We start from the raw sequence: 26947 nt of genomic DNA, 5'->3' as shown, positions 1-26947 counted from the left end.
CATGAACGAGACATCGGACGTTGCCCCTGCAGATGCAACTCTACTCGATCGCGCCGGAATGCGCACCGAATCCGGCGAGATTCGCCCCGAATTCATCGAGACCATTACCGCCGCCATCGCGGCCGAGGACGAGGCGTTCCTGCGCGCCGAGGTGGCCGAGCTCCACGAGGCCGATCTCGGCGACCTGATCGCCGCGCTCGCACCGGATCACCGTGTCCGGCTGGTGGAGCTCACCGGCACCGATTTCGACTTCTCGGCGCTGAACGAGGTCGACGATGCCGTCCGCGAGGAAATCCTCGAGGAGCTGGAGCCGGCCACCGTCGCCGAGGGTGTCCGCGAGCTCGAATCCGACGACGCGGTCGAGCTTCTGGAAAGCCTCGACGAACAGGACAAGGAGGAGATCCTCGAGCGCCTGCCGCCGTCCGAGCGCGACGTGCTCGAGCGCAGCCTCGACTATCCCGAAGGGTCCGCCGGCCGGCGCATGCAGAGCGAGTTCATCGCGGTTCCGCCCGCCTGGACGGTCGGGCAGGCGATCGACTACATGCGCGAGACGCGCGATCTGCCCGAGCGCTTCTACGAGATCTACGCGGTGGACGACGCGCGGCATTGGCAGGGCGCGGTCTCGCTCGATGCGCTGCTGCGCTCGCGGCGTCCGGTGCCGCTCGCCGAACTCATCGACGAAGACCGCCGCCGCGTGACGGTCACCGACGATCTCGCCGAGGTGGCGCGGCTGTTCGGCAAGTACAATCTGGTCGCAGCGCCCGTCGTCGATGCCGAGAACCGGCTGGTCGGCGTCATCACCATCGACGACGTCGTCGACGTCATCGAGGAGGAGGCCGACGAGGATTTCAAGGCGGTCGGCGGCGTGTCGCGCGACGAGGAACTGTCCGACAGCGTCTGGACGATCGCCAAGGGGCGCTTCAACTGGCTCCTGATCAACCTCGCCACCGCGTTCCTGGCATCCTCGGTACTCGGCCTGTTCGAGGGCCAGCTGCAGCAGATGGTGGCGCTCGCCGTGCTCGCGCCGATCGTCGCCAGCCAGGGCGGCAATGCCGCGACCCAGACCATGACGGTCGCGGTGCGCGCACTGGCGACGCGCGAACTCGGCGCCAACAATGCCACCCGCGTGGTGCTACGCGAGGCCCTGGTCGGGCTGGTCAACGGCATTGCCTTCGCCCTGATCACCGGCGTCGCCGCGGTGGCCTGGTTCAAGACGCCTGGCCTCGGCATCGTGATCGGGCTTGCGATCATCTCCAACCTCGTCGCCGGCGCGCTCGGCGGCATCCTGATCCCGATGGTGCTCGAGCGGGTGCGCGCCGATCCCGCCGTCGCCTCTGGGACCTTCGTCACGACGGTGACCGACGTCGTCGGCTTCTTCTCCTTCTTAGGGATCGCGACGCTCTGGTTCGGCCTGAAATAGTACGGTGCCTGAACGACTTATATCGTTAATCCGGCCTTAACGCGGCTCGGCGACACTGTCGCCTGAGACGGAGTCGGATCATGCAACGCTTGCGGCTGAAGGCGGACGGACGAATCGTTGAACTGCGGGATGGCGGTGAATTCCCGCTCGCGCCGTCGTCGTCGGCGCCCGCAGCTCCGCTCGAGGTTCGCGATCTCCGCCGCCGCGTGCAGCTGACCCAGCAGGAGTTCGCCGCCAAGCTCGGCGTTCCCGTCGAGACCATTCGCAACTGGGAGCAGGGCAAACGGATGCCGCGCGGCCCGGCGCGCGCCTTGCTGACCGTCATCGCCCACGCGCCCGACACGGTGTTCGCCGCCTTAGCTAAGACTTAAGCTAAAAACGCGGCCTGCGTGGCACCGTGAGCGTGTGGCGTGCATAATGCTGCACGCGTCTGGAGTGCACGGCCATGCTGATGATCGACGCCAACGGTGCCAGGATTCCCGCCCTCGGCCTGGGGACCTGGGAATTGCGCGGACGCACCTGCGCCCGCATCGTCGAGCAGGCGCTCACGCTCGGCTACCGGCACATCGACACCGCCCAGGTCTATGAGAACGAGCACGAGGTCGGCGAGGGGCTGCGCGCCTCGCGCGTCCGGCGCAACGAGCTGTTCCTGACCACCAAGATCTGGACGACGCATTTCGCGCCGAATGATCTCGAGCGCTCGACCAAGGAAAGCCTGGTCCGCCTGCGTGTCTCCGAGGTCGATCTGCTGCTGCTGCACTGGCCCAACCCGCACGTGCCGCTGGCAGAGACGCTCGGCGCGCTGGCGCATGCCAAGACACTCGGCCTGGCGCGCCATATCGGCGTGTCGAACTTCACCGTCGCCCTGCTCGACGAGGCGGTGGCGGTCTCGCCGGAGCCGCTGGTGTGCGATCAGGTCGAGTATCACCCCTATCTGGACCAGACCAAGGTTCGCGAGGCCTGTGCCCGGCACGGGCTCGCAGTGGTGGCCTACAGTCCGATCGCCAAGGGCAAGATTAAGAACGATCCGACGCTGACGCGGATCGGCCAGTTCCACGGCAAGAGCCCGGCGCAGATCTGCCTGCGCTGGCTGGTGCAACAGAACGTCGTCGCGATCCCGCGCACCTCGAAGATCGAACGGCTGTCCGAGAATCTCGAGGTGTTCGACTTCGAGCTGTCCGAGCAGGACATGGCCGACATCTTCGCCATGGGCAGCCCCGAGGGGCGCATAACTACGTTTGCCTTCGCGCCCAAATGGGATTGAGGGGCGCGCGCCCGAGCCGCTACACTGGGGTCGTCGAGCGGGCAGGCGGGCTCGCGCGCGGGTGCAGCGAATCAGCATGGAACGTTGGCAGGTCATATGGTGGGGCATCGCCGCTTCCGTGCTGGCCCATCTCCTGATCCTCGGCGGGGTCACGGTCTCGACCACGGTGCGTCCCTACGAGCTTTCCAGGACTGACGAGATCGCGGTCGATGTCGTCGATCCCGATGAGCCGCCCAAGACTCCCGAGCCCGCCGTTGCGCCGTCACCGTCGCCGACGCCCGAACCATCGCTGCCGCAATTCGCACTGAACTCCCCGCCGCCAGCGCCGGCTCCGCCCGCTGCCGCGGCGCCGCCCCCGCAACCCGAGGCCCAGGCGCCCTCGAAGCCGCCACCGGCGGCGCCGCCGCAGCCCACGCCGCCGGCCAAGTCTGCGAAGGCCGCCAAGGCGGAGAGCAAGCTTGCTGCGGCGAAAGCGGCACCGGCGCCCGCAGCTGCTGCCGCGCCGGGCTACGTTCCCGCCGAGCCGGACATCACGGTCAAATACGGCGTCCGCCTCGGGTTGCCCGATCCGATGCTCCCGTTGCCTGCGGGGAACAATCCGGAGGTCGGCGCCAATGCGACCAAGGCGCTGGCAGTCGATCTGGAAGCGGCGATGCGTCAGCGCTTCAGGACCTGCGCGCGCCTGCCGGCCTCGCTGTCGCGATCGGACGACATCTTCGTGAAGCTCGTCGTCGAAATGACGCCCGAGGGCCGGCTGATGGCCGAACCGGAGATGCTCGGCGGCCCCTCCAATCCCGAGAAGGCGGTCAAGGCGCTGCAGCTCAAGCAGAGCGTGATCGCAGCGCTCGATGCGTGCCAGCCCTATTCGATGCTGCCGGCGGATCGCTACGCGGAGTGGCGCGTGCTGGAGATGTCGTTCCGGCCGCAGGATTTCGGCGGCTGACCGACGCGGACGAGACCGCGAGCGACGTGATGCCTTCCTGTCGACGCGCTCGCCCGTGATCCTGTATGCGTTCTCCATGCCGGGAGCGTGTGGTGACCGGCCCCGGGCGATCCGCACGACGCCCTGATCGGAGACATTGCGACATGACCCTGAAGCTGGTGATCGGCAACAAGAACTACTCGTCGTGGTCGATGCGTCCGTGGCTGGCTCTGCGCGGCTGCGACATCGCCTTCGAGGAGGTCGTGATCCCGCTCTACACCGACGATCCCGCCGACAAGGCGCGCATTGTCAGTCATTCGCCCGCCGGCAAGGTGCCGATCCTGATTGATGGCGCCGTCTCGGTGTGGGACTCGCTTGCGATCATCGAGTATCTCGCCGAGCGCTTTCCGGATGCGGGGCTGTGGCCCGCCGATGCCGCCGCGCGGGCCCATGCGCGATCGGTGTGCGCCGAGATGCATTCCGGCTTCCAGGCGCTGCGCAACGAATGTCCGATGAACCTGCACCGGCCGGTGCAGCCGGTGGCGCTGTCGGCGGACGCCAAGGCCAACATCGCCCGGGTCGAGGAGATCTGGCGCGACTGCAGGACGCGCCACGGCAGCGCTGGCCCGTTCCTGTTCGGCCGGTTCGGCGCCGCCGATGCCATGTTCGCTCCCGTCGTCACCCGGTTCCACACCTTTGCGGTTCCGGTGGCCGCCGACACCAAGACCTACATGGCGACCATGATGGCGATGCCGGCGTTCGCGGCCTGGGTGAAGGACGGGCTGGCCGAAGACTGGATCATCGAACGGGTCGAGAAGGTGTGATGGCGGGAATGGCAGCGCAGGCGCGCGGCGCTTGACGCCGCGCCCGCGCCGCGATCCGCTGGGCGCTGCACGCCAGCCATGGAGCGAATGACGATGGGACTGTTCGACACGTTGCGCAACTCGCCGGCGCTGCAGGGCGCCCTGGGCCAGCTCGAGGCCGCCGTGCTCCCGGCCGTGCTCAACGAGGTCTTGGGCCAGGGCGGGCAGGGCGGGCTCGGCGCCATCGTGGCCAAGCTGGAACAGGCCGGCTTCGGTACGCAGGTCAAATCATGGCTCGGCAACGGCCAGAACCTGCCGATTTCCGCCGAGCAGCTGCAGGAGGTGCTCGGCAGCGATGTGGTCAGGCAGCTCGCCGCCCGCTTCAACGTGCCCGTGGACCAGTTGTCAAAGATCCTGGCCGAGCAGCTGCCGCTCGCGGTGGATCACGCCAGCCCGCATGGCCAGCTGCCGCCTTCCGCCTGACCGGGCTGGCGCTCCGGCAGCGCCGTAATTCGTCACGGTATCCTGCTGATACGGCTGGAAAATTGCCTCGTTCTTTGCTGCGAGGTCGCTGGCCAGCGCCGGCCGCGTCGTGCTATAGAGGCGCAAGTTTATAAAGACACGCCGGCCCGGGCAGCGGGACCAGGGGCTCTTGCCGGCATCCGAGCAGGAGAGGGCGTTGAAACACAAGTTCCCGATTGGATCGACCGTCTATTTCACCGCGAGCAACGTCTCGCGCCCGGCGGCCAGTGGCACCTACGAGATCATCCGGCAACTTCCGACCGAAGGTGACGACTGCCAGTATCGGATCAAAAGCTCGACGGAAGCCTTTGAGCGGGTTGCCAGGGAGAGCCAATTGGCCTTGTCTTGACGATCTCGGCCGTGTCGGCGGACGCGGCCGGGCCAAGAAGACGACGACGGTCGACAGGGATTGAAGCGAGTCGAACGAGAGGAGACGGATCTCCGTCGGTGGAGCCTGCCGAGGCGCGACGGACGGACACGAAAGCTTGCGCGATCCCCCTGGGGATAGCGGGTAGCTCCGCACCATCCTAAGCCCGCAAGGGGCTTGGAATCGTCTTATTGTCGTGGACGGGGCCGCAATGGATTGGGTGATCGTTTGGATTTGATGATCGTTTCACGGGCGTCCCGTGCCAGGACGCCGTCAGGGGTGGTTTTGCCCGCCCGCGTCAGGAATCAGCGCGCATGAACTCGACCTGGCCCACCTCGTTCGACCAACTTCTGAGCTCGCCGGCGTTCCCGATGTGGCTCACCGTGGCGGCTGCGGGCTTCTTCTCGCTGTTCGTGCTGGTCACCCTGCTCAGAGCCGAGAAGTCGGTGGCGAACGGCGCCCTGACCGTGATCACCCTGCTGGCCGTCGGCATCGCGGTGGCGTCGATGATGCAGAACCAGGACGGGCGCCCCGGCAACGGCGAGCCGGCGACGACGGCGTCGGTCGGTGCCTCGCCGCCGGCACTGGCCTGCATCGACGATCTGGCCGGCGACCTGGTCCTGTCGAATTGCGAACGCAGCCTGTTCGGCACGCCGGAGATGACGGCAGCCGCGGTGAGCTACGCCGCGGGCATGCTGAGCCGGCTTTCGCTCGCCGGAGACATCGCCACCGCCAACAAGGTGATGACCGCGGAGCTGCTCGCGCTGCGCCGCGCCGTGGAGCGCGATCGCTACGGGCTGATGGCCTACGTGCTGCTGACCCGCGACCGCTGCACGCCGACCGATTGCGTGGCGTTCCGCGCCGTCGGCGACCGCCAGCAGCTCGTCAACAACATGGAAGGCCGCACCTATGAGGGGCTGGTGACGCGCTACGCCTCGCAATGGAATGCGCCGGCCGTCCAGGCGGCGGCGGGCGCCCCGGCCGGGACCTTTGCCGGCCTGGCGCCGTCGGCGCCAACCGGCAAGCCGACCAATGCCGAGTTTCCGAGCTCGTCGAACACCCCGCCGGTCAGCATCATGAATCCCGAGCCGACAGCGTCGACGCGCTCGGCTGCGCCGGCGGCTCCGAAGCCGCCGACCCAGCTCGCGCCGGCGCCGTCACCGCCGCCGACGGTTGCTGCCAGCCACGCCCAGGCGCCGGCGGCCAAGAAAGGCGCCGCGCCGAAGCCGAAGCCCCCCGCAACCGCGCAGCAGGCGGCACCCGAGGCGGCTGAGCCGGCCGCCAACAACGAATAGGTTCCGGTCGAAGCGTCATCATGCCTCTGCATCTGATCAAGCTGGCCGTCGGCTGCGAGTCGGTCAAAGACCTCAAGGACTGGATCGCCGAGCGCATGCTCGCGGCCAAGAAGAAGGGCCTGCCGCAGCAGCATGTTCATGTCACGCGCATGACGCCGAAGCGCGTCGAGGAGATTCTCGACGGCGGCTCGCTGTACTGGGTGATCCGCGGCGAGGTCGCTGCGCGGGAGAAGATCGTCGGTCTCGAGCCGTTCCGCGACGGCGACGGCATCGGCCGGTGCCGCATCATCATGCAGCCGAAGGTGATCGCGGTGTCGCCGCGACCGATGCGGCCGTTCCAGGGCTGGCGCTATCTGACGTCGGAGGACGCTCCCGCCGATCTCGGCAAGGCCGGCGCCGCCGGCCTCGAAGCGATGCCCGAGCCGCTGCGCCGCGAGCTGCGCGATCTCGGGCTGCTGTAGCGCGCCGCCGGTTTGCCCGTGCCGGGCGTGCTCATGGCGCGTGGCACGGCCCCGCTTGAGACTCGCGAGCCCATCGCGTTCGTGCACCGTACCGGACTCCACCACACGCACGCGAGATCGAGGTCGCACGCCATCGGTGCGACGATACGAAGCTGCGTCTCACATTGATCGCGGCGTCCTCGATGCAGCCCGTGCCCTCGGGTGCGATCCGAGGCACGACTCCGTCTGGAAACATCGTCTGCGCGTTAGGGTGATCAGATCGACGCGCCCGGCCGCAAGCTTGGCAACTCTTCCTTCCAGGTACGCCGGTAAGAGCCGAAATCCTCTGTCGGCGCGAGCTGAGTCGGGTTTACCAAACGCGAGTCGACGGTCTTGTCGGCGCGGCGCTTCACCAGGCGAACGAGCGGGATGTGGCCGTGATGCAGCGCGCCCATGGTCGGCACGAGCGATGCCGGCGTTTCGTGCGTAGGGTCGTGACATTTTTGCTCGATCTCGCAGCGAAAAATCGCTGTTTTCCTGTTCGGCCTTGACGCTCGCGCGGCCGCCTTTCACAACAACGCGACAAGCCGCTCAGCTTACTTGAATACGCCTGTTAGCACGGCTCCGCATGACATGCGGAGTTGGTAAACGCGCGCGCCAAGTAGTAGCGGAGGATGCGTCCCCCGTGGGATTCACGATGACGATGCATTTCACTTGACCGCAGACGACCGTGACTCGAAGATGATCCCAAGGGGTCGAAAACATGCTGGTGCAGACTAGCCAAGGACAATCGGGCTCGGCCCACGTGGTTGTGCTTGGAAACGAGAAGGGCGGGTCGGGAAAGTCCACCACCGCCCTGCACATTGCCGTTGCGCTTCTCAAGGCCGGCCAGCGAGTCGCCACCATCGATCTGGACTGCCGCCAGCAGAGCTTCACCCACTACATCAACAACCGCAGCGCCTGGGCGCGCCGGACGGGGCTGCACCTCGAGCTGCCGACTCACTACTGCATCCAGCTCGGCCAGACCCTGCAGATCGATGAGAACGAGAACACCGAGTTCCAGCAGTTCATGGAAGCGGTGAGCTCGGTCGAACATGCGTTCGATTTCATCGTCGTCGATACGCCAGGCAACGACAGCTACCTGATGCGCCTGGCGCATTCGATGGCCGATACGCTGGTGACGCCGATCAACGATAGCTTCCTGGATTTCGACGTGCTCGGCACGGTCGATCCGGCGACCTATGCCGTCACCGGCGAGAGCCACTATGCCGAGATGGTGCGCGACGTCAGGCGCAAGCGCCGGCAGATCGACGGCGCCATGACCGACTGGATCGTGGTTCGCAATCGGCTGTCGATGCTCGGATCGCGCAACAAGCAGTTGGTGGCTGAAGGCCTCAAGGACCTGTCGCTCCGGCTCGGCTTCCGCGCTATCGACGGCTTTGCCGAGCGCGTCGTCTACCGGGAGTTCTTCCCGCGCGGCCTGACGGCGCTGGACGACATCGACGAGGCAACGCTCGGCACGCGCCCCAATCTCGGCCACGTCACGGCCCGGGAGGAGGTCACGAGCCTGCTGCGCCAGCTCAAGCTGCCGCTGGACGAGCGCGGCCGCCGCCGCGCCGCCAACCGCGCCGAGTGGTTCGCCCAGGTCGACAAGCCGCTCGACCTGCACGACATCATCAGCGCCTGAGGCGGCTGGTTCGAGGGCGCCCGTCCGCCCAGCCCTATCGTTCGGGGGGCTCGGTGACGCGCAAGCGCGACGCGGATCGCGGTCGTGAAATCGGCCGTTAAGCGCGGTAATCCGGTGGGCACCCCTGGGCACGGCCTGTTGAAGTCTCCTGAACAAGCTGTCCAGCTCCGCAACTGAGGCGAGGCGTCGCTGAGACAATCTCGCGACTTGGCGGGCGGTCCGGTCCTGATTACCACCATGTCTGCCGGTGTCTTGGACGGCGCGGTCTGCGGCAGTGGGTTTTGTCGCAGGTCAAAGGCCCATGTCGTCGTTTTGGCTAAATTACCGGCAAATTGAGAACTGATCTGAACCGGACGTTCAGAGTTCGCGGTCAGAAGGAAGGCGCGGGAACCGGAATTGCTGCATAGCAACTAAGTGCGCCGCACAACGAAGAGGCGCGGAAGACACAACATTTGGCCTTCCTGTCATCGGACCGTTACGTATATTGAACAGAACGGTCCGCGAGAGTCTTGCGAGAACTGAGCGACTTTGGGTTGTAGACCCCGAGGGACGAACATGAAGCGTGGAATAACCGTTCTTCTGTCTGTCAGTGTCCTGGCGGCCGTCGGCTACTTCACGGCTAGCAAGTGGGCGATCCGGCACGAGACCGTGCGGTTCTACGATCCGTCGCGTGGCAATCGCCTGGTCGAGGTCGACCTGGCGGTACGGCGCGACAAGGATATGCAGGCCGAGGCCGGCATGATCAAGCTTCCGGTGGCCGTGCTCAACCACGGCAACACGGTTAAGTTTACGGAGTACTCGTTCCTGGCGAACGTGTTTGCTGCGCGCGGCTACCTCGCGGTCAGCATTCAGCATGATCTCCCGACCGATGCGCCCATGGTGACGAAGGTCGGCGAGCTCTATGTCGGCCGCCTGCCGCAGATCCAGCGTGGCGTCGCCAACATCAAATTCGCAATCGAGCAGATGCGCCAGGTCCGGCCGAATGCGGACTACGATCATCTCACCGTCGTCGGCCATTCGATGGGCGGCGACATCACGATGTACTTCGCCAAGCAGTATCCGGACGAAGTCCGCAAGGTGGTGACGCTGGACAATCTGCGCGTTCCGTTCGTGACCGACGGCAAGTTCAAGATCCTGTCGTTCCGCTCCAACGATCCGCAGTTCAAGGCCGATCCCGGCGTCGTTCCGGACGAGGAGATCTGCGAGAAGGAAGGCATCACCGTCGTCAAGACCGACTTCCAGCACAACGACATGCGTGACACCGGGCCCGACGACGCCAAGGAGTCGATCCAGGCCATGCTCGACAAGTTCCTGGCCGACAGCGACGCCTCGAGCGCCATCTCGCCGGTCAAGTCGAAGACGCCGCTGCTCGATCCGGGGCCTGTCGCCCCCTATGCGCCGGTCGGCAAGAGCGCTCCGCCCGTCAAGCCGTTGACGCACTAAGGTTCACAATCGACCCCGGCCCTGATGGACGGCTTGTCGCTGCAGTGATCTGGCGCTCGGAGCCGAAGCTTCCGGGCGCTCTCGCTTTATCGGTGAGATCTGCCGCGCAGAACTTCGCGGCACTAGCGACGTTTCCACCCGCTCAAACCAGCAGGGTGTGCGAAGATGGCTGATCGTCCTTCCCAGTCCCCTCATGGCTCCGTCTCGTCGCCAGGCGACCGCAAGTCCGGGGAGCTTCGGCCCGACGCCGGACAGTCCAGTTCCGACGCGATTGCCGCCTTCGTCGCACAGGCCCGCGCCATGGCGCCAGCGGCGCAGGGCGCCAGAGGCAGGCTGGTGTTTGCACTCGACGCGACGCTGAGCCGGCAACCGACCTGGGACCTGGCCTGCGCCCTGCAAGTAGAGATGTTCCGCGAAGCCGCCGCCCTGGGTAGCCTCGATATCCGCCTCGTCTACTACCGCGGCTTCAACGAGTGTCGTGCGACGAGCTGGATCTCCGACAGTGCCGAACTCGCGCGACTGATGGGCAAGATCGATTGTCGCGGCGGCGAGACGCAGATCGGCAAAGTACTCGGCCTGGCCCGGCGCAACGCGACAGCGGAAGGCATTCGCGCCGTCGTGTTCGTGGGCGACGCGATGGAGGAGAATGTCGACGATCTCTGCGCCAGGGCCGGCGAGCTCGGAATCCTCAAGGTTCCCTTGTTCCTGTTTCAGGAGGGCGATGATGCGATCGCCGAGCAGGCCTTCCGCGAAATGGCGCGGCTGTCCGGCGGCGCCTGGTGCCGGTTCGATCCCGGCGCGGCAGCGCAGCTGCGTGAACTGCTGCGGGCCGCGGCCGCCTATGCCGCGGGCGGCCGTGATGCGCTGCGCCGGCTCGCCGCAACCGGAGGCGGTGCAGCGCTCCTCCTCGACCAGATGAGGTGACGGACGAGGGTGCGTGCAGAACAGCGTGCGCGCGCTTGCTCGGGCGTCCGCGCATGCTTTTTGTTCCGGCACGTCCTATATTCGGCACATGACACTGATCGCTGGCGTCATCGCCGTCATCACCCTGTATCTGTTGCTGCAGATGTTCCGCTCCGCCAATCCGACCGCGCTGGCGCGCGCGCTCAAGATTGCGGGGGGCGTCGGCTGTCTTGCGGTGGCGGCCTTTACCGGCCTGCGCGGCGAGCTGGTGGTCGCCATTCCCATCGGCGTGTTCGGGGCGGGGCTGCTGGGCTGGACGCCGGCCGGGTTCGGCAATGTCGGCAGCCTGTTCGGACTGGGCTCGCAGCGCTCGGCGGGGCAGGGCTCGCGGGTGCGTTCGCAGTTCATCGAGATGGCGCTGGATCACGACAGCGGCCGGGTCGAAGGCCGCTTCGTGGCCGGCCCTCATGCCGGCCATTCGCTCGACGAGTTCGATCTGCCGCGCCTCGCGGCCGTCATCCCGAGCCTCGACGCCGAGAGCGTTGCGCTACTTGAAACTTATCTGGACCGCCGGTTTCCCGGATGGCGTCAGCACGCGCAGGGCGACGCGGCAGGGGGGCAGCGCCGCGCGGCGTCGAGCTCCAAAATGACGGACGAGGAGGCCTATCAGATCCTTGGCCTGCAGCCGGGCGCGGGGCGTGACGAGATCGGGCGTGCCCACCGTGCGCTCATGAAGAAACTGCATCCCGACCAAGGGGGGTCGACGTATCTCGCCGCCCGGGTGAACGAGGCCAAGGACACTCTGCTTCGTACGCATCACGGCTAACTCCGAACGCCACCAACGCCACGAGACCGAAACCCGCTTCCACCGCGGCGTCGTCGACGCCTGCGGCCTTCGCCGTTATCCGGCGCGATCGTTCTTCATGGTGAAGAAGTTCTAGCGGCAAATCCTTGACGAGAGGTTTGCACTCGCGCCGTCGACTTGCGCTGGCATCGGGCCAAACAAAAAGGCCCGCGCGTGTGTCGCGCGGGCCTCATCTGCCGTGAAGGTGGTGAGTTAGTTGTGCACGGTCATGCAGGAGATGTCGGCGCGCTTGAGCTTCTTGCACACCGCTTCGGCCTGATCGCGGTCGAGACCGGCGAAGCGGGCGCGGATCAGAGTCTTGTCGCCTTTCGCGACCGTCTCCGTGAACGGATCGGCCTTGCTCAGGAGACCCTGAGCCGAACTGCGAGCGGCGTCGATGCGCTTCTGCGCCTCGGCCTCGCTGTCCAGCGCGCCAACCTGGATGATCCAGCCGCTGCGGGTCGCCGCGGGCTTCGGCATGGACTCAGGCGTCGGGCTGGCAGAAGCGATCTGCGTCGGTGGTGAGGGCTGTGCCGGCGGCGGAGCGTAGGCCATGGCCTGCGAGGACGCCGGGGGCAGGCTGGAGGCCGGGAGCACGCCGAGAATGCCGTTGCCAGTGCCGTGTCCCGCCGGCTGCGGCGGCAGCTCGGGGCGCGGCGCTTCGGCACGGACCAGCGGAGGCGAGGGCGCCACCGCCTCGACGCGCTGAGCGAACGGAGCGGGGGCGGGAGCAGGTGCAACCACGGGAGCAGCAGCAACCGGCTGCGGCGCAGCCGTGGCCAGCTTGACGGGGCCGGCTTTGACCTGGACCGTCTTCACCTTGACCGGCTTCATCGGATCGGTCGAGCCGGGAATGATCGACATCGGCTGGTTCTGGATCACGCCCGAGGTCATCGGTGCGGGCTCGACCTTGGCCTCTTTCGGTGCCGGCGGCGGCAACGCGGCGGTCGCTTCGGACAGCGCCGACATCATCTTGGCGGCACGGCTCGGGGCGGGCGTCTCCGGCGCCGCAGACGCCAGCTGCATCGAGCTCTGGTCGGCCGCATCGCCATTGTCGGATCCGCCGCGCTCGCCGATCGCCGCGACGGTGCGCTTGGTCGCGCCCTTCTCGAGGTTCTCCGCCAGCAAATTGCGCATGATGGCGTCGCGCGAGCCGCCGCTGCGGCCGCCGAGAACGACGCCGACCAGATGGCGGTTGCCGCGGCGGAGCGAGGTGACGATGTTGAAGCCGGACGCGCGGGTGTAGCCGGTCTTGATGCCGTCGATGCCCTCGACATTGCCGAGCAGGTGATTGTGGTTGCGGATCGACTGGCCGCGATAGTTGAAGACCACGGTCGAGAAATAACGATAGTAGCGCGGGAAGCGGTCCTGGATCGCGCGGCCGAGAATCGACTGGTCACGCGCGGTCGTGATCTGCTCGTCGGCGGGCAGGCCGGACGCGTTGACATAGGTGGTGCGGCTCATGCCGAGCGAACGCGCCTTGCGCGTCATCAGCTTGGCGAACTCATCCTCGTCGCCGCCGATCGCTTCGGCGATGACCACTGCGGCGTCATTGGCGGAACGCGTCACCAGGCCCTTGATCGCGTCCTCGACGCGGATGCTCTGTCCAGGGCGCAGGCCGAGCTTGGTCGGTGACTGCTCGGAGGCGTGTTCCGACACCGGCATCTCTGTGTCCAGCTTCATCCTGCCGGAATCGAGGCGCTCGAACAGCAGATACAGCGTCATGATCTTGGTGAGCGACGCAGGATGGCGCAGCGCGTCCGGATTGGTCGCGGTGAGCGTCGCGCCCGAGTTGCCGTCCACCACGATCGACGAGAAGGCGGGGCTGTAGCTGCCCTCGTCGTTGTGAGGAGAGTGACGTGCGTGATGATGGCGATGGCGCCGGCGCGCTTCCGCGCTGTCGATAGTGACCAGCGCTGCCACGCTGAGGGTGAGGAGCCCGTAGACGCCAACCCGCATCAGGCGCGAGGAAGCCAAGTTTTTGCGAAGCATGAAATCCCCGTCCAATTTCTGACGTGATCACCGGCCCGTAAGGCGAAATTGTGCCAAACGTCCCCGTGATCTCACCTGCCGGCCTCGCTTGCAGCGGCCCGATGTGGCCCTGCCATCGAAAGTCCGGAACTGAGGTTTTGTTAAGACACTGTTTTAGAACAGCTTTACGGTTCCGCCGACGTTGGCCGGGACCACCGGAGAGGTTAGGACGGTCGGGTTGCCAAAAGATTAAAGAAACCTTGCTCCGTGCTGCTGCATTCTCGGCGATTCGGCCCGGACTGGGGCAAATGCCCTGAATTGTGCGTTGCACAAGAAACTTGATTTCCTTTGTGCGGTGCAGTATGTTTGCACTGCGTCAGGGAGCCGGGGCTTTCCTGAGGGCGCTCAAGAATCAGGGAAAGGAATGCCACATGTTTAAGGTTGAAGATTTCCAGAACTACGGCAAGGAGCACTTCGAGACCGTCGTGAACTCCGCGACCACGGTCCAGAACGGCCTGCATGCGATCGCCACCGCTTACGGCGACTACACCAAGAAGTCGTTCGAGGACACCAAGTCGTTCGTCGAGAAGCTCCAGGGCGTGAAGTCGCTCGACAAGGTGCTCGAGGCGCAGACCGAGTTCGCCAAGTCGGCCTATGAGACGTTCGTCGCCGATTCGCAGAAGATCGCGGGTCTGTACTCCGATCTCGCCAAGCAGGCTTTCAAGCCGCTTGAAGGTCTTGCCTCCAAGTTCACGCCGCCGGCGACGCACTAATCGTCAAGCGCCCGCTCGTGAATGCAGAAGCCCGGCAGATGCCGGGCTTTTTTGTTGTCCAATGGGACCTGCGGTGAAAACCGAGCGCGCTATTTGGCGACGCGGAGCTTCGACAGCGCGGTGCCGATCGAGTTGAAGGTGGTCACGATCTGGCTGGAACTGGTGAGCATGTAGAACTTGTCGGGGCTGCTCGCGCAGTTCTGCAGCACGGTCGAGGTCGGATCGGCAGGCGAGCTGGTGTTCACCTGGATCGTGTAGATCGTGTACATGGCGTTGCCCTTGGCGTCCTTCGTATTCTTCAAGTTCGAGCAGAGCAGCGCCTGGCGCGCATCGATCGGATTGCCGGAGGCCTGCGTGGAGCCGTTGCCATAGTCCGGCCAGCGGTCCTCGGTGTTGAGACCATCCGACAGCAGGATGATGACGCGGTTGTAGGTCGTGTTGGTGGCCTCCGCCGGGGCGCCCAGCACGCCGTTCGGGATCAGCGACTGCACCGCCCAGGCCAGGCCGATCGCCTGGTTGGTGCCGCCGGTCGGCTGCATCGCATTCACGGCCGTCTTCAACGAGTTCCAATTGTAGCTGAGCGGGACGATCTGCTCGAGCTTGGTCGTGGCCGTGCTGCTGCAGTATTGGATGCTGTTCTCCATGTGCTGATTGGCCGGGAACAGCGTCGTCACGTCGGACGTGGCCGGCGACACGGCGTTGGCGTCGTTCGGCTGTGTGCGGTCGGCGACGCAGCCGGTCCAGGTGCTTGCGGCGTTGGCGACCCAGGTTTTCGTGAAGGTATTGACCTTGCATACGGTGCTGGAGCCGCTTCCGGTGCAACTGCACGTATTGTTCGGAACGTTGCTGCCGGAGGTCGGGCAGCTGCAGTAGCTGCCGGTGCACCAGTTGACCCGGGTGCTGGTCTGCGTGCTGGTCCAACACCCATTGTAGTAGCTGTGGGATGCAGAATCGTAGCCCGGGCAGATGTAGCCGCTATAAGTCCCGCTCGATGGGATCTTCGAGGCGCTCGAGCTTCCAGTCGTCGGCGCGCTCGTGCAAGAGAAATACGGGAATCCGTTGCTGGAGTTGAACGGACAGGACGACCCAGGCCCGACCATGTCCCACTGCGCCTGGGTGTAGCTCGAGTTCGGAATTGCCGCCTCGTAGGAGCCGTTGTTGGGCTGCACCGTGGGCGGATTCTGCCAGTCGGTCCAGTCGAGCCAGTTCTGGGTATAGTTGCTGGCGCCGACGTTGACGACCTTGGCGAACGGAACGACGGAGATGTAGACGTCGCCCGGCGCCTTGGCGAGCGCGCTGAGCTGGTCGATCAGGCCACCGCTGCCCGCGACCGCGTTCTGCAGGGCCGTCATCTTGTTGCTGGAGGCCATCGAGCCGGTGTTGTCGAGCGCCAGCGCCACCCGCATCTTGACGTCGCCCCAGGTGGTGGTCGCCTTGGAGCTGAAGCTCATCGTCGGGAAGTTCACGACCTTCATGAACTGCGTGGCCATCTGTCCATCCGCCGATAGCTGGATGTTGGACGGCGTCGTCGTGGTTGACGCGACGTAAGTGGCGGTCACCGAGACGCTCTGGGTGTCGGTGCTGGTGTACAGTGCCTTGAAATAGTTGTTTGCCTTGGTTCCGACATCCGCGGCCGTAATCGTTCCTTGTGCCAGGTCGCGGGACAACATCAGTGCGGTGGAGTCCAGCGCGGCCTGCATCGACGATCTGGCGGCGTTCACCCGGCTGTAATCGACGCCGGCGCCGACGAAGGCCAGGATGGGGACGAGGGCGATGGCAAAGATCGTCGCGATATTGCCCCGCTGGTCGCCTGCGAAGCGCCGGAGGACGCGGCGGCAAAATCGGACGGTGGATACATCGGTCATGTCGCTCACCACTGATGGTTTTTCGCCGGCCATTTCGAGGCGCCGACCGTCAAGGGTCGGTGAATCCAATTGATGAAAAACCGCGCCATTCCCGCAGGATGGCCTGACATCGGGCTGGCCGAGGGTTCCCTGTCAACGTCCGCTGAATCGGCTTTGTAAAATGCGAGCGGTTTGAGTAACCTTGTTCATCGCCGGGGCCGGGAATCGGTCCGCCGGAGCGCCGGTCCAGAGACGGGTAGGCTGATGGGGCTCTGCTTGCGGCAAGCCGGCCGCTGCCCCATATTCCTGGTGTCGGTTTTCTGGTGTCGGTCCGGGGCGGACCCGGTCGGCTGGGACAGGCGATCTGGAAAGCAGCACCGGGCCGTGTAAGCGGCCCATCAAGGGACGATCCCGGAGGGGTAACGCCTTCAAGGGACCACGCCCGAAGGGGACGATGCGGGAAACCCTTTTTTGGGATCCTCGCAGCCATATCTGATGCATGTACGATGTCGCAGCCAACTTCCAGATTGAACCGATCCGCGCCTAGGATGAGCAATAACGACAACAAGTCTGGCGGAACCAGCGGCCCGGTGACGTCCGTCATCACCAAGGTCAAGCCGAAGACCAAGCGTCCGAACCTTTACCGTGTTCTGATTCTCAATGACGACTACACTCCGATGGAGTTCGTGGTTCACGTCCTCGAAAAGTTCTTCAACAAGGACGTCGAGGCTGCGACCAAGATCATGCTCCACGTGCACCATCACGGCATCGGGGAGTGCGGCGTCTTCACCTACGAGATCGCCGAGACCAAGGTGACGCAGGTGATGGATTTCGCCCGCAAGCACCAGCATCCCCTGCAATGCGTGATGGAGAAGAAATAGGGCGGCGTGCGCACGGCGGGCGATCCGCAATCTGGGGGGCTCCGCCCGGTTGAATCCCGATCCGCGTTTGGAATGATTATCGTGGCGAGCGCCTGGGCAGTCCGTGGCCTCGCGCCCGGACCGAGCGACCCAGCCGACATCCTCGTGCCTCCGCTGACGGCCATGAGTGAGCCGGGGTTTTGCGGAGATTCCTGGCGGGTTTACCGCGAACTGGCGCGCCGGCGCCGTGTGCGGGCGTCATGTCCGGAACGGGTTTTGCATTGACGATCCGGTGAACCCGTAATCGAGGCGTTCGGACGGTCTTTTGTCGCACTCGGTTATAACTATATTTGACAAAGGTTGTTGTTGCCTGACCGGGCGGCGGCGATCATGATGGCAGGGGGCCACAGAGGACGCGCATGCCGACTTTTTCTCAAAGCCTTGAACAATCCCTGCATCGTGCGCTGGCGATTGCCAACGAGCGTCATCATCAATACGCGACATTGGAACATCTCCTCTTGTCCTTGATCGATGACAGCGATGCAGCGGCCGTGATGCGCGCATGCAGCGTCGACCTCGACAAGCTGCGCGGCAGTCTCGTGAACTATCTCGAAACCGAGTTCGAAAACCTGGTCACGGACGGCAGCGACGACGCCAAGCCGACCGCCGGTTTCCAGCGTGTGATCCAGCGCGCCGTGATCCACGTTCAGTCGTCGGGCCGCGAAGAGGTCACCGGCGCCAACGTGCTGATCGCGATCTTCGCAGAGCGCGAAAGCCACGCCGCGTATTTCCTGCAGGAGCAGGACATGACGCGCTACGACGCCGTGAACTACATCAGCCATGGCATTGCCAAGCGTCCGGGCGTCTCCGAAGCACGCCCCGTGCGCGGCGTCGACGAGGAAACCGAGACCAAGGGCAACGACGACACCAAGAAAAAGGGCGAGGCGCTGGAAACCTATTGCGTCAATCTCAACAAGAAAGCTCGCGACGGCAAGATCGATCCGGTGATCGGCCGTAACTCCGAAATCAACCGCGCCATCCAGGTGCTGTGCCGGCGCCAGAAGAACAATCCGCTGTTCGTCGGCGAGGCCGGCGTCGGCAAGACCGCGATCGCCGAAGGGCTTGCCAAGCGCATCGTCGACAGCGAGGTGCCCGAGGTGCTGTCGGCGGCCACCGTGTTCTCGCTCGACATGGGAACGCTGCTGGCCGGTACGCGCTATCGTGGCGACTTCGAGGAGCGGCTGAAGCAGGTCCTCAAGGAGCTTGAGGCGCATCCGAACGCGATCCTGTTCATCGACGAGATCCACACCGTGATCGGTGCGGGTGCGACGTCGGGCGGCGCCATGGATGCCTCGAACCTCCTGAAGCCGGCACTGGCTTCGGGCTCGATCCGCTGCATGGGCTCGACGACCTACAAGGAATATCGCCAGCACTTCGAGAAGGACCGCGCGCTGGTGCGCCGGTTCCAGAAGATCGACGTTAATGAGCCCTCCGTCGAGGATGCGATCGCGATCCTCAAGGGCCTTAAGCCGTACTTCGAGGATTATCACCGGCTGAAATACACCAACGAGGCCATCGAGGCCGCGGTGCAGCTGTCGTCGCGCTACATCCACGACCGCAAGCTGCCGGACAAGGCGATCGACGTGATCGACGAATCCGGCGCGGCGCAGATGCTGCTCGCCGAGAACAAGCGCAAGAAGACGATCGGCATCAAGGAGATCGAGACCACGATCGCCACGATGGCGCGGATTCCGCCGAAGAGCGTGTCGAAGGACGATGCCGAGGTGCTCAAGCATCTCGAGCAGACCCTGAAGCGCGTCGTGTTCGGCCAGGACAAGGCGATCGACTCGCTGTCAGCCTCGATCAAGCTGGCGCGCGCCGGCCTGCGCGAGCCGGAGAAGCCGATCGGCTGCTATCTGTTCTCAGGTCCCACCGGCGTCGGCAAGACCGAGGTCGCCAAGCAGCTGGCGTCGACCCTGGGCGTCGAGCTGCTGCGCTTCGATATGTCGGAGTACATGGAGCGGCACACGGTGTCCCGCCTGATCGGTGCACCTCCGGGCTATGTCGGCTTCGATCAGGGCGGCCTGCTGACCGATGGCGTCGACCAGCATCCGCATTGCGTGGTGCTGCTGGACGAGATCGAGAAGGCGCATCCGGATCTGTACAATGTGCTGCTGCAGATCATGGACCACGGCCGGCTCACCGACCACAACGGCAAGCAGGTCAACTTCCGCAACGTGATCCTGATCATGACCACGAATGCCGGCGCGGCCGACCTTGCCAAGCAGGCGTTCGGCTTCCACCGCCACAAGCGAGAAGGCGACGACCACGAGGCGATCAACCGGCAGTTCGCGCCGGAATTCCGCAACCGTCTCGATGCGATCGTCTCGTTCGCGCATCTGTCGGTCGACGTGATCGGCATGGTGGTCGAGAAGTTCGTGCTGCAGCTCGAAGCCCAGCTGGCCGATCGCGACGTCACGATCGAGCTGTCGGAGCCGGCCAAGGCGTGGCTGATCCAGCACGGCTATGACGAGCAGATGGGCGCGCGTCCGATGGGCCGCGTGATCCAGGAGCACATCAAGAAGCCGCTGGCCGACGAGGTGCTGTTCGGCAAGCTGAAGGGCGGCGGCCACGTCCGCGTCGTTCTCGTCAAGGACGAGTCCGGCGTCGACGAGAAGATCGGATTCGAGTTCGTCGATGGTCCGGTCTCGCCGAAGTCGGAGGTCCCGGCGGCGCGCAAGCGCAAGCCGAAGTCCGGCGGCGGTGGCGGCTCGAAGGGCCCGGCCTCGAAGGGGCCGCTGGTCAAGGCGTAGCGCCTCGACAATGCCAAGGAATGCGAAAGGCCGGCTCACGCCGGCCTTTTTCTTTGGCCGAGATGTTTCTGCTCAGGCCGGCTTGATGAAGAAGTAGACGGTCAAGCCACAGCCGACCGCGATGATGAAGCGGCGAACATAGGTGGGTGGAATGATCCGGCCGAGCCGGGCGCCGACGAAGCCGCCGAGCATGCCCGTGCACATCATCGTCAGTGTCTCCAGCCAATGCACGCGGTCCGAAAACGCGAAGATGATCGAGGCCATGATGTTCATCAGCGCGGCCAGCCAGATCTTCAGCCCGTTCATCGCGCGGATGTCGCGCATTCCATAGAACACCAGGGCCGCGAGCATTAGGATGCCGATGCCTCCGCCAAAATAGCCGCCATAGATCGCGATCACGAACTGCACCGCCTGGATGGTCAGCGGACCGAGCCAAGGCTTGCCGTCTTTCGGCGTGAAACGCATGCCGAACGCAAAGACGGCGGTGGCAAACAGCAGCAGCCAGGGCACGAGCCGGCTGAACGCCGCCGACGGCGTCACCAGCAGCAGCACGGCGCCCAAGGTGCCGCCGATCAGGCTGATGATCGAGAGCCGCACGAGGTCGCGGCGCCACGGCGCCTTGGTGTCCGTGAGAATATCGCGCGAGGCGAAGGCGCTGACGAACTGGCCGGGGCAGAGCGCCACCGTGCTGGAGGCATTGGCGTCGATCGCGGGGATGCCGGCCGCGAGCAGCGTCGGGAAGGTCAGGAACGCGCCGCCGCCGGCAAGCGCATTGACGATCCCGGAGCCGAAAGCCGCGAGCGCGAGCAGAGCGAGCATCGTCCAGTCGATGATCATGATCGTTGGCCTATTCGCCCTTCAGCCGCTGGCCCTCGTGGATCCGCACGCGCTCGGCGCCGCGCGAACCGGCCGGCGAGAGCCTGAGCATGCTCAGGAATGCGCCGACCAGCGCGAAGCCGACGCCGGTCAGCAGCGACAGCCGGGTGCCGTCGGCCGGATCGATGGCGAGGAACATCGCGACCAGCGCCGCACCGGTGGTCTGGCCGAGCAGGCGGGCGGTGCCGAGCATGCCGCTGGCGCCGCCGGCGCGCTCGCGCGGGGCCGCGGCGATCATCGTGCGGTTGTTGGGCGTCTGGAACAGGCCGAAGCCACAGCCGGCCAGCGCCATGCGCCAGACGACGTCCCACGACGAGGGCTGCTGTGGCAGCAGGCCGAGCGCGAGCAGACCACTGGCGAAGATCACGAGGCCGATGCCGCCGAGCAGGCCGGCCGGCACGCGCTCCACCAGCCGTCCGGCAATCGGCGCGGTCAGCCCGACCGCGATCGGCCACGGGGTGATCAGCAGGCCCATCTGGACCGGTGAATAGCCGAAGTGGCTTTCGAGATAGAACGGGATCGCGACGAAGGCGAGCATCTGGCCGCAGAACGACGAGATCGAGGTCGCGATCGACAATGCGAAGACCGGGATGCGCAGCAGATCGAGCGGTAGCAGCGGCGAGGCCATGTGGGTCTGCCGATACACCAGCCACACGCCGGCCGTGACCGCGACGACGAACTCGATGGCGCAGGTGACCAGCGCCTCGCCATGGCCGAGGCTGTCGACCGCGGCGATCAGGAAGCCGAACGTCACCGCGCTCAAGGCCGCGCTCTGCCAGTCGAACATGTGCGGCGCGCGCGGCGTATGCGGCAGGAAGCGGAAGCCGAAGACGAAGGTGACGATGCCGAGCGGCACGTTGATCGCGAACAACCAGGGCCAGCTGCCGACGGAGAGAATGCCGGCGGCGATCGTCGGACCGACCGCAGCTGAGACCGCGACCACCATCGCGTTGATACCGATGCCGCGTCCGAGCAAGGCATGCGGATAGGTGAAGCGCACCAGCGCCGAGTTCACGCTCAAGATCCCCGCGGCGCCGAACCCCTGCAGAATGCGCGCGAGCGTCAGCATCGGCAGGCTATCGGCCAGCGCGCAGAAGGCTGACGCGGCGGTGAACAGCACGAGGCCGGGGAGATACACCCGGCGGTAGCCGATGATCTCGCCGAGTGAAGCCAAGGGCAGCAGCGAGATCGTGACCGCGAGCTGATAGCCGTTGACGATCCAGATGGAAAAGGCCGGGCTGGCGTTGAGATCGCGGGCGATGGTGGGCAGCGCCACGTTGGCGATCGCGCCGTCGACCACGGCGAGCACGATGCCGAGCGCAATCGTCACGATCGCCCAGGTCCGCTGGGGCAGGGGAAGCCCGTCGGCGTGCAGGACCTTGCTCGGTGGCGTCATGGTGCGGGCTCCGGCCGCGGCCGGGCGGCGGAAAGAGAACGGGCACGGGAAACCGCAGCGCACAAACCCTGTTCCAACCCCGGCGGGCGCGCCGACGCGTCACCGCTGTTTGCGGCGAACCTGGATGGCCTTGAGGTAATTGACGACGGCCTCTGCCTCGCGCCGATCGAACTGGAAGCTCGGCATGTCCTTGTGGATCGTCGTGAGGCCGGTCTGAAGCCGCAACGCAAAATCCTCGTCGTAGAGCTTGCTGTCACCGAAGGTCCTGAACGGTGGCGCGTCCGGATGCGGGCTGGCGCCGGTGGGACCTACGGCATGGCATCGGCTGCAAAGGCTTTGCAAGAGCGCTTTTCCACGCTTCTGCTCGCTATCCAGCGCATGGCTGGTCGTGGTGATCGTGAGCAGCAGTAGGCCGGTTGATCCAAGGCGACGTATCATCGGGAGCTCGTTTCACATCCGGGGCGCATCGGCCTACCAGCGGCCTTCGACCTTGCCATAGGCGTACAGCGCGATGAGCCCAAGCGTCACCAGCGTCGAGCCGATCATGACGATGCGGTCCCAGCGCAGCTCGGTTTCATCGTCGCGCTGCAGGGTCAGCAGCGAAAACAGGGCCTTCATGGCGAAGCGGCGCATTCGACCGGTCCCGGCAACGGGCCGCCCGCGACGGAGCAGGCCTCATCTGGAGCTTAGCCCGAAGCACGGCTGCGCCGCCACTCGCGCGGCGACAGGCCGAACTGCTCGCGGAACACGCGGCCGAAATGCGAGAGATCGTTGAAGCCCCAGCTGAACGCAATGTCGCTGATCTGCCGGTGCGCCAGCGCCGGCGAGGCGAGGTCGCGCCGGCTCAGCTTCAGCCGCTCGGCCAGCACGAAGCGCTGGAACGACAGCTCCTCGTCAGAAAACAGGTCGTTGATATAGCGCGCCGACAGGCCGAGCTCGCGCGCGACCTGCGGCAGAGAGAGGTCGGGATCGGACAGCCGTGTGCGAACATGGCCCTTGATGCGGTAGAGCAGCGCTGCGCGATGGCTGGAGGCGGGCAGAGGCTGAGTGCGGAGCCGCTCGGCCAAAGTCATGGCCAGGAGATCGGCGGCCTGGTCCGACAGGCGTTCGCCATGCTCGGCACCGATCTGGTCGGCGCGCTCGCAGAGCCTGATGATGAAGTCGTAGGAGAGCGGTTGCAGCGGGTTTTCAGGGCCGAAAGTGATTGCCGTCAGGGCTTCCGTCGCGCCGATCCTGCGCTGCAACATCTCGCGCGGCAGCTTGAACACGGTCTGCCGGAAGGCGGCGTCGAATTGCAGCTCATAAGGTCGCGTCGTGTCATAGATGGCGAATTCGCCCGGCCGGATCACGGTGTCGCGGCCGTCCTGGGTCACGCCGCCGATCCCCTCCCGTCCGAGCGCGACCAGAACGTAGTCGGCGTCCGCCCGCGCGATGCGCTGCGACGTGCGGTGCACGCGCTGCCGGTCGGATGCGACCTCGGAGCAGACGGCGCGTCCCAGCTTGCTGTGGGTCACCGAGCCGCGAAAGGCGCTGCCTAGATCGGAAGCGCAATCGAGCCCGACATAGACGTCGCAGACGATGTCCTGCCACAGCGCCAGCCGGCGGTGGCCCGGGCTTCCCTCCGTGGTGAACAGGACCGGCATCGCTCGGTCTCCCCTTGCACCTGTGACAACGAACCGTCGGAATGGAGCAAATTTCGCGCCGCTGGTCGCTCTGGGCCAAGCGCAGTCGAGTTTTCGTTCCCTGCAAGACGAGCGCGAATGACGACGCAGGTCAATACTCCCCGAGTGAACGGCGGCGCAGCCGCTATCCGGAACAGGGGAGACGAGCGATGGGACTGGCACATCCGAAATACAAGGTGGCCGTGGTGCAGGCGGCGCCGGCCTGGCTCGACCTCGACGCCTCGATCAAGAAGACGATCGCCCTGATCGAGGAGGCGGCCGACAAGGGCGCCAAGCTGATCGCATTCCCGGAGGTGTTCATCCCGGGCTATCCCTGGCACATCTGGATGGATTCACCAGCCTGGTGCATCGGCCGCGGCTTCGTGCAGCGCTATTTCGACAACTCGCTGGCCTATGACAGTCCTCAGGCGGAGGCGCTACGCGCTGCGGTGCACAAGGCGAAGCTGACGGCCGTGCTCGGCCTGTCGGAGCGTGACGGCGGCAGCCTGTACATCGCCCAATGGCTGATCGGCCCCGACGGCGAGACCATCGCGAAGCGCCGCAAGCTGCGCCCGACCCATGCGGAGCGCACGGTTTACGGCGAGGGTGACGGCAGCGATCTCGCCGTGCATGACCGCGCGGACATCGGCCGGATCGGCGCGCTGTGCTGCTGGGAGCATCTGCAGCCGCTGTCGAAATACGCGATGTATGCCCAGAACGAGCAGGTGCACGTCGCATCCTGGCCGAGCTTCTCGCTGTACGACCCGTTTGCGCCCGCGCTCGGCGCCGAGGTCAACAACGCGGCGTCGCGGGTCTACGCGGTCGAGGGCTCGTGCTTCGTGCTGGCGCCATGCGCCACCGTCTCGCAGACAATGATCGACGAGCTGTGCGACCGGCCGGACAAGCACGCGCTGCTGCATGTCGGGGGCGGTCATGCCGCGATCTTCGGTCCCGACGGCTCGTCGCTGGTCGAGAAGCTGCCGCCGGATCAGGAAGGGCTGCTGATCGCCGAGATCGACCTCGGCATGATCGGCATCGCCAAGAACGCCGCCGATCCGGCCGGGCACTATTCGCGTCCCGATGTGACGCGGCTGCTGCTCAACAAGAAGCCGTTCAACCGTGTCGAGCCGTTTGCGCTGCCGGTCGATACCGTAGCGCCCGGGGACGCGGCGACCGGGTGACCGGCCGCTAGGTCCCGGCCTCCGGCTGCGCCGGGGCCGCCGCTGGCGCACCACGCCGAGGTGGCCGCTGCTGGCGCGCGACGGGGGGCGCTGCCATGCGCGGCTGCAGGGTGACGATCACCGGGTTCGGCTTGTGGTCGGTCGCCGCGCCGGTTGCTGCGTCGACACCCATGCCGATGACGCCGCCGAGCAGCAGGTTGCCGGCAAAGCCGGCTGCGCCTGCCGTGGGAATATCCTTCTGAAGCGGGATGATCTGGGTCTCATAGCCCGGCTTTTCGATGGTCACGGAGATGTCGGCGTTGCGCTTGGCCACGAATGAGCAAGGCGTGGTGCAGCTCATCGGCGCCTCCAGGCCGGCGATCGTCGCTTCCGCGCCGGAGGGAGTGGATGCCACACTGATCGTCTCGGTTGTACCTCGGGTCACCGACGCGCAACCACCCAGGGTGGCACAAAGCGCCACCAGCACGACAACTCTCATTTGGTACTTTCCCCATGGACCCCGGGGGAACTCAAGCGCAACTGGAGCGCGACGGCAAGCGCAATCAGTCTAATCCGAAGAACAATCCGGCCGAGTTTCGGCCGAGTGTGTCTTTCAGACCTGCGTCTTTCGGGCCTCGCGCGCGATCGCCTTCTGGGCATCGAACTCGGAGCGCCGCCTTGCGAGCTCCTCCGCAGGAAGTAACGCCGGATTGCTGTAGTCACGCTTCCAGCGGTGATCGTCACTCCATTGCAGCGGCGATTGCACGGTCGTTCGTGCGACTGGTGCACTCTCGAGAACGCGCAGTGCGAGTTCGAGCGTGAACGCCTGCGAGGCGATGTCTTGCGGCTTGCCCGCGGAATTGCCGAGCGGAAAATCCGAGAACAGGAAGCGCGGCGCAGCCGCGTGCTCGACGATGTCCTTGGCGCAGCCCATCACGACCGTGGCGATGCCGTTGGCTTCGAGATGGCGCGCCACGAGGCTCACGGTCTGATGGCACACCGGACAGTTCGGCGCCAGAACGACGGCATCGATCGCGTCGGCGCGGCAGCGTGCGAGAATCTCCGGCGCATCGGTCTCGATGGTGACGCGCTGGCTGCGATTGGTCGGCGCGCCGAAGAAGCGCGGCCCGACCGCGCCGATGCGCCCCTCGCGCGCGAGACGGTTGAGTTGCGGCAGCGGAAACCAGGTGCCGGAATCCTGCGCCGAGGTGTGCACGCGATCATACGCAATATGGGAAATGCGCAAATCGTGTCGCGCTGACGTGTCGCCGTCATACACCGTGTAGAACTTGGCGCTGCCGTTGTAGGCAGCGCCGGGACCCTGATCGCCCTTGGCCGGATCATACGGGGCAGCCGTCGTCACGATCGTGACTCGCGATTGCGCGAGCGGTTTGCGCAGCGGCTGAAACGGCGCGGACGTGTAGTGCGCCCATCGATAGGGCGTGTCGTAGCCGATCGCGAGATAGTAGTCGCGTGTCCGCGCCATGTAGGACAGCGGCGCGGCCTCCTCGGGCGCAAAGCCTGGTGGGTCGTAGGACGTAGCAGTCATCGGTCGCTCTCCCCTGGAGATGCGCCGATTGCTAGCGGCATGGCCTTCCGTGTCAAGGCGCGGCGCCTTGGAACCGGAGGGCTGCTGAAGCTTTGTCTGTCGTCCTTGGGTCTCTCCGGCAGCCAGGCCGGCCG

25 protein-coding genes and 2 pseudogenes are annotated in these 26947 nt (G+C 65.7%); 17 read left to right on the top strand and 10 right to left on the bottom strand.

Going from position 1 to position 26947, the window contains the following annotated elements:
* Position 1 precedes the first annotated feature (1 nt).
* The 9 genes and pseudogenes from mgtE to ACQR1I_RS17450 all read left to right on the top strand — a co-directional run bounded on the left by mgtE (position 2) and on the right by ACQR1I_RS17450 (position 7054).
* A complete protein-coding gene (gene mgtE, locus ACQR1I_RS17490; RefSeq protein ID WP_434866716.1) occupies positions 2-1420 on the top strand; it encodes a magnesium transporter in 1419 nt (472 codons plus the stop codon).
* A gap of 80 nt (positions 1421-1500) precedes the next feature.
* On the top strand, positions 1501-1791 hold the full coding sequence (locus ACQR1I_RS17485; protein ID WP_434866717.1) for a helix-turn-helix domain-containing protein: 291 nt from the start codon (positions 1501-1503) through the stop codon (positions 1789-1791).
* A gap of 74 nt (positions 1792-1865) precedes the next feature.
* Positions 1866-2684 carry an aldo/keto reductase gene (locus ACQR1I_RS17480; RefSeq protein ID WP_434866718.1) on the top strand — a complete coding sequence of 273 codons (819 nt, stop codon included), beginning with the start codon at positions 1866-1868 and terminating at the stop codon, positions 2682-2684.
* A 76-nt stretch (positions 2685-2760) separates the two neighbouring features.
* Positions 2761-3627, top strand: a complete 867-nt coding sequence (locus tag ACQR1I_RS17475) for a hypothetical protein (protein ID WP_434866719.1) — start codon at positions 2761-2763, stop codon at positions 3625-3627.
* Positions 3628-3770: 143 nt separating this feature from the next.
* Positions 3771-4430, top strand: a complete 660-nt coding sequence (locus ACQR1I_RS17470; RefSeq protein WP_434866720.1) for a glutathione S-transferase family protein — start codon at positions 3771-3773, stop codon at positions 4428-4430.
* 51 nt (positions 4431-4481) lie between these two features.
* Positions 4482-4892, top strand: a pseudogene (locus ACQR1I_RS17465) (YidB family protein); the annotation flags it as partial.
* A gap of 196 nt (positions 4893-5088) precedes the next feature.
* Entirely contained in the window at positions 5089-5280 is a 192-nt protein-coding gene (locus ACQR1I_RS17460; RefSeq protein WP_006609003.1) for a hypothetical protein, read from the top strand.
* Positions 5281-5612: 332 nt separating this feature from the next.
* Positions 5613-6593, top strand: coding sequence for a hypothetical protein (locus tag ACQR1I_RS17455; RefSeq protein WP_434866721.1), 981 nt, complete (start codon positions 5613-5615; stop codon positions 6591-6593).
* A 20-nt stretch (positions 6594-6613) separates the two neighbouring features.
* The gene (locus ACQR1I_RS17450) at positions 6614-7054 is read left to right on the top strand and encodes a DUF1489 family protein (RefSeq protein WP_434866722.1); all 441 of its coding nucleotides are present in this window, start codon (positions 6614-6616) and stop codon (positions 7052-7054) included.
* 51 nt (positions 7055-7105) lie between these two features.
* Here ACQR1I_RS17450 and ACQR1I_RS17445 read toward each other — a convergent pair.
* Positions 7106-7560: pseudogene (locus tag ACQR1I_RS17445) on the bottom strand (pantoate--beta-alanine ligase); the annotation flags it as partial.
* 236 nt (positions 7561-7796) lie between these two features.
* Here ACQR1I_RS17445 and ACQR1I_RS17440 point away from each other — a divergent pair.
* The 4 genes from ACQR1I_RS17440 (at position 7797) to ACQR1I_RS17425 (ending at position 11892) form a co-directional block, all read left to right on the top strand.
* Positions 7797-8720 (top strand): division plane positioning ATPase MipZ, encoded by a 924-nt coding sequence (locus ACQR1I_RS17440; RefSeq protein ID WP_434866723.1) that lies wholly within the window; start codon positions 7797-7799, stop codon positions 8718-8720.
* Positions 8721-9275: 555 nt separating this feature from the next.
* Entirely contained in the window at positions 9276-10163 is an 888-nt protein-coding gene (locus ACQR1I_RS17435) for an alpha/beta fold hydrolase (protein WP_434866724.1), read from the top strand.
* A 165-nt stretch (positions 10164-10328) separates the two neighbouring features.
* Positions 10329-11087: a VWA domain-containing protein gene (locus tag ACQR1I_RS17430; protein ID WP_434866725.1), complete on the top strand. Its 759-nt coding sequence runs from the start codon at positions 10329-10331 to the stop codon at positions 11085-11087.
* 88 nt (positions 11088-11175) lie between these two features.
* Positions 11176-11892, top strand: a complete 717-nt coding sequence (locus ACQR1I_RS17425) for a DnaJ domain-containing protein (protein ID WP_434867414.1) — start codon at positions 11176-11178, stop codon at positions 11890-11892.
* Positions 11893-12123: 231 nt separating this feature from the next.
* On the opposite strand, the gene ACQR1I_RS17420 is transcribed toward ACQR1I_RS17425, so the two are convergent.
* Positions 12124-13902 (bottom strand): serine hydrolase, encoded by a 1779-nt coding sequence (locus tag ACQR1I_RS17420; protein ID WP_434866726.1) that lies wholly within the window; start codon positions 13900-13902, stop codon positions 12124-12126.
* A 410-nt stretch (positions 13903-14312) separates the two neighbouring features.
* On the opposite strand from ACQR1I_RS17420, the gene ACQR1I_RS17415 reads away from it, so the two are divergent.
* Entirely contained in the window at positions 14313-14654 is a 342-nt protein-coding gene (locus tag ACQR1I_RS17415; RefSeq protein ID WP_434866727.1) for a phasin family protein, read from the top strand.
* An 89-nt stretch (positions 14655-14743) separates the two neighbouring features.
* Here the strand turns inward: ACQR1I_RS17415 and ACQR1I_RS17410 are convergent, their stop codons facing one another.
* Positions 14744-16519, bottom strand: coding sequence for a pilus assembly protein TadG-related protein (locus ACQR1I_RS17410; RefSeq protein WP_434866728.1), 1776 nt, complete (start codon positions 16517-16519; stop codon positions 14744-14746).
* Positions 16520-17046: 527 nt separating this feature from the next.
* Between ACQR1I_RS17410 and clpS the strand changes: the two genes are divergently transcribed.
* Both clpS and clpA read left to right on the top strand, forming a co-directional pair.
* Entirely contained in the window at positions 17047-17379 is a 333-nt protein-coding gene (gene clpS, locus ACQR1I_RS17405; protein WP_434866729.1) for an ATP-dependent Clp protease adapter ClpS, read from the top strand.
* Between the two features lie 398 nt (positions 17380-17777).
* Entirely contained in the window at positions 17778-20171 is a 2394-nt protein-coding gene (gene clpA, locus ACQR1I_RS17400) for an ATP-dependent Clp protease ATP-binding subunit ClpA (protein WP_434866730.1), read from the top strand.
* Between the two features lie 72 nt (positions 20172-20243).
* Here the strand turns inward: clpA and ACQR1I_RS17395 are convergent, their stop codons facing one another.
* The 5 genes from ACQR1I_RS17395 to ACQR1I_RS17375 all read right to left on the bottom strand — a co-directional run bounded on the left by ACQR1I_RS17395 (position 20244) and on the right by ACQR1I_RS17375 (position 24086).
* Positions 20244-21008: a sulfite exporter TauE/SafE family protein gene (locus ACQR1I_RS17395; protein ID WP_434866731.1), complete on the bottom strand. Its 765-nt coding sequence runs from the start codon at positions 21006-21008 to the stop codon at positions 20244-20246.
* 10 nt (positions 21009-21018) lie between these two features.
* Positions 21019-22443 carry an MFS transporter gene (locus ACQR1I_RS17390; protein WP_434866732.1) on the bottom strand — a complete coding sequence of 475 codons (1425 nt, stop codon included), beginning with the start codon at positions 22441-22443 and terminating at the stop codon, positions 21019-21021.
* A gap of 99 nt (positions 22444-22542) precedes the next feature.
* The gene (locus tag ACQR1I_RS17385) at positions 22543-22881 is read right to left on the bottom strand and encodes a c-type cytochrome (RefSeq protein WP_434866733.1); all 339 of its coding nucleotides are present in this window, start codon (positions 22879-22881) and stop codon (positions 22543-22545) included.
* A gap of 33 nt (positions 22882-22914) precedes the next feature.
* On the bottom strand, positions 22915-23076 hold the full coding sequence (locus ACQR1I_RS17380; RefSeq protein ID WP_434866734.1) for a hypothetical protein: 162 nt from the start codon (positions 23074-23076) through the stop codon (positions 22915-22917).
* Between the two features lie 53 nt (positions 23077-23129).
* Positions 23130-24086: a helix-turn-helix domain-containing protein gene (locus tag ACQR1I_RS17375; RefSeq protein WP_434866735.1), complete on the bottom strand. Its 957-nt coding sequence runs from the start codon at positions 24084-24086 to the stop codon at positions 23130-23132.
* A gap of 188 nt (positions 24087-24274) precedes the next feature.
* On the opposite strand from ACQR1I_RS17375, the gene ACQR1I_RS17370 reads away from it, so the two are divergent.
* Positions 24275-25285 carry a carbon-nitrogen hydrolase family protein gene (locus ACQR1I_RS17370; protein WP_434866736.1) on the top strand — a complete coding sequence of 337 codons (1011 nt, stop codon included), beginning with the start codon at positions 24275-24277 and terminating at the stop codon, positions 25283-25285.
* 7 nt (positions 25286-25292) lie between these two features.
* Here ACQR1I_RS17370 and ACQR1I_RS17365 read toward each other — a convergent pair whose 3' ends face one another.
* Both ACQR1I_RS17365 and ACQR1I_RS17360 read right to left on the bottom strand, forming a co-directional pair.
* Entirely contained in the window at positions 25293-25763 is a 471-nt protein-coding gene (locus ACQR1I_RS17365; protein ID WP_434866737.1) for a PEGA domain-containing protein, read from the bottom strand.
* 114 nt (positions 25764-25877) lie between these two features.
* Positions 25878-26813 carry a glycine reductase gene (locus ACQR1I_RS17360; RefSeq protein ID WP_434866738.1) on the bottom strand — a complete coding sequence of 312 codons (936 nt, stop codon included), beginning with the start codon at positions 26811-26813 and terminating at the stop codon, positions 25878-25880.
* Positions 26814-26947 lie beyond the last annotated feature (134 nt).

This window comes from Bradyrhizobium sp. HKCCYLS2038, assembly GCF_051167655.1.
Lineage (GTDB): Bacteria > Pseudomonadota > Alphaproteobacteria > Rhizobiales > Xanthobacteraceae > Bradyrhizobium.
The sequence above is the reverse complement of the archived record's forward strand: the minus strand, read 5'-3'. Positions and strand labels throughout refer to the sequence as shown.

Excerpts from the sequence above, each read along its gene's own strand:
- mgtE (WP_434866716.1), top strand. The coding sequence starts at position 2 with ATGAACGAGACATCGGACGTTGCCCCTGCAGATGCAACTCTACTCGAT.
- ACQR1I_RS17485 (WP_434866717.1), top strand. The coding sequence starts at position 1,501 with ATGCAACGCTTGCGGCTGAAGGCGGACGGACGAATCGTTGAACTGCGG.
- ACQR1I_RS17480 (WP_434866718.1), top strand. The coding sequence starts at position 1,866 with ATGCTGATGATCGACGCCAACGGTGCCAGGATTCCCGCCCTCGGCCTG.
- ACQR1I_RS17475 (WP_434866719.1), top strand. The coding sequence starts at position 2,761 with ATGGAACGTTGGCAGGTCATATGGTGGGGCATCGCCGCTTCCGTGCTG.
- ACQR1I_RS17470 (WP_434866720.1), top strand. The coding sequence starts at position 3,771 with ATGACCCTGAAGCTGGTGATCGGCAACAAGAACTACTCGTCGTGGTCG.
- ACQR1I_RS17455 (WP_434866721.1), top strand. The coding sequence starts at position 5,613 with ATGAACTCGACCTGGCCCACCTCGTTCGACCAACTTCTGAGCTCGCCG.
- ACQR1I_RS17450 (WP_434866722.1), top strand. The coding sequence starts at position 6,614 with ATGCCTCTGCATCTGATCAAGCTGGCCGTCGGCTGCGAGTCGGTCAAA.
- ACQR1I_RS17440 (WP_434866723.1), top strand. The coding sequence starts at position 7,797 with ATGCTGGTGCAGACTAGCCAAGGACAATCGGGCTCGGCCCACGTGGTT.
- ACQR1I_RS17435 (WP_434866724.1), top strand. The coding sequence starts at position 9,276 with ATGAAGCGTGGAATAACCGTTCTTCTGTCTGTCAGTGTCCTGGCGGCC.
- ACQR1I_RS17430 (WP_434866725.1), top strand. The coding sequence starts at position 10,329 with ATGGCTGATCGTCCTTCCCAGTCCCCTCATGGCTCCGTCTCGTCGCCA.
- ACQR1I_RS17425 (WP_434867414.1), top strand. The coding sequence starts at position 11,176 with ATGACACTGATCGCTGGCGTCATCGCCGTCATCACCCTGTATCTGTTG.
- ACQR1I_RS17420 (WP_434866726.1), bottom strand. The coding sequence starts at position 13,902 with ATGCTTCGCAAAAACTTGGCTTCCTCGCGCCTGATGCGGGTTGGCGTC.
- ACQR1I_RS17415 (WP_434866727.1), top strand. The coding sequence starts at position 14,313 with ATGTTTAAGGTTGAAGATTTCCAGAACTACGGCAAGGAGCACTTCGAG.
- ACQR1I_RS17410 (WP_434866728.1), bottom strand. The coding sequence starts at position 16,519 with ATGACCGATGTATCCACCGTCCGATTTTGCCGCCGCGTCCTCCGGCGC.
- clpS (WP_434866729.1), top strand. The coding sequence starts at position 17,047 with ATGAGCAATAACGACAACAAGTCTGGCGGAACCAGCGGCCCGGTGACG.
- clpA (WP_434866730.1), top strand. The coding sequence starts at position 17,778 with ATGCCGACTTTTTCTCAAAGCCTTGAACAATCCCTGCATCGTGCGCTG.
- ACQR1I_RS17395 (WP_434866731.1), bottom strand. The coding sequence starts at position 21,008 with ATGATCATCGACTGGACGATGCTCGCTCTGCTCGCGCTCGCGGCTTTC.
- ACQR1I_RS17390 (WP_434866732.1), bottom strand. The coding sequence starts at position 22,443 with ATGACGCCACCGAGCAAGGTCCTGCACGCCGACGGGCTTCCCCTGCCC.
- ACQR1I_RS17385 (WP_434866733.1), bottom strand. The coding sequence starts at position 22,881 with ATGATACGTCGCCTTGGATCAACCGGCCTACTGCTGCTCACGATCACC.
- ACQR1I_RS17380 (WP_434866734.1), bottom strand. The coding sequence starts at position 23,076 with ATGCGCCGCTTCGCCATGAAGGCCCTGTTTTCGCTGCTGACCCTGCAG.
- ACQR1I_RS17375 (WP_434866735.1), bottom strand. The coding sequence starts at position 24,086 with ATGCCGGTCCTGTTCACCACGGAGGGAAGCCCGGGCCACCGCCGGCTG.
- ACQR1I_RS17370 (WP_434866736.1), top strand. The coding sequence starts at position 24,275 with ATGGGACTGGCACATCCGAAATACAAGGTGGCCGTGGTGCAGGCGGCG.
- ACQR1I_RS17365 (WP_434866737.1), bottom strand. The coding sequence starts at position 25,763 with ATGAGAGTTGTCGTGCTGGTGGCGCTTTGTGCCACCCTGGGTGGTTGC.
- ACQR1I_RS17360 (WP_434866738.1), bottom strand. The coding sequence starts at position 26,813 with ATGACTGCTACGTCCTACGACCCACCAGGCTTTGCGCCCGAGGAGGCC.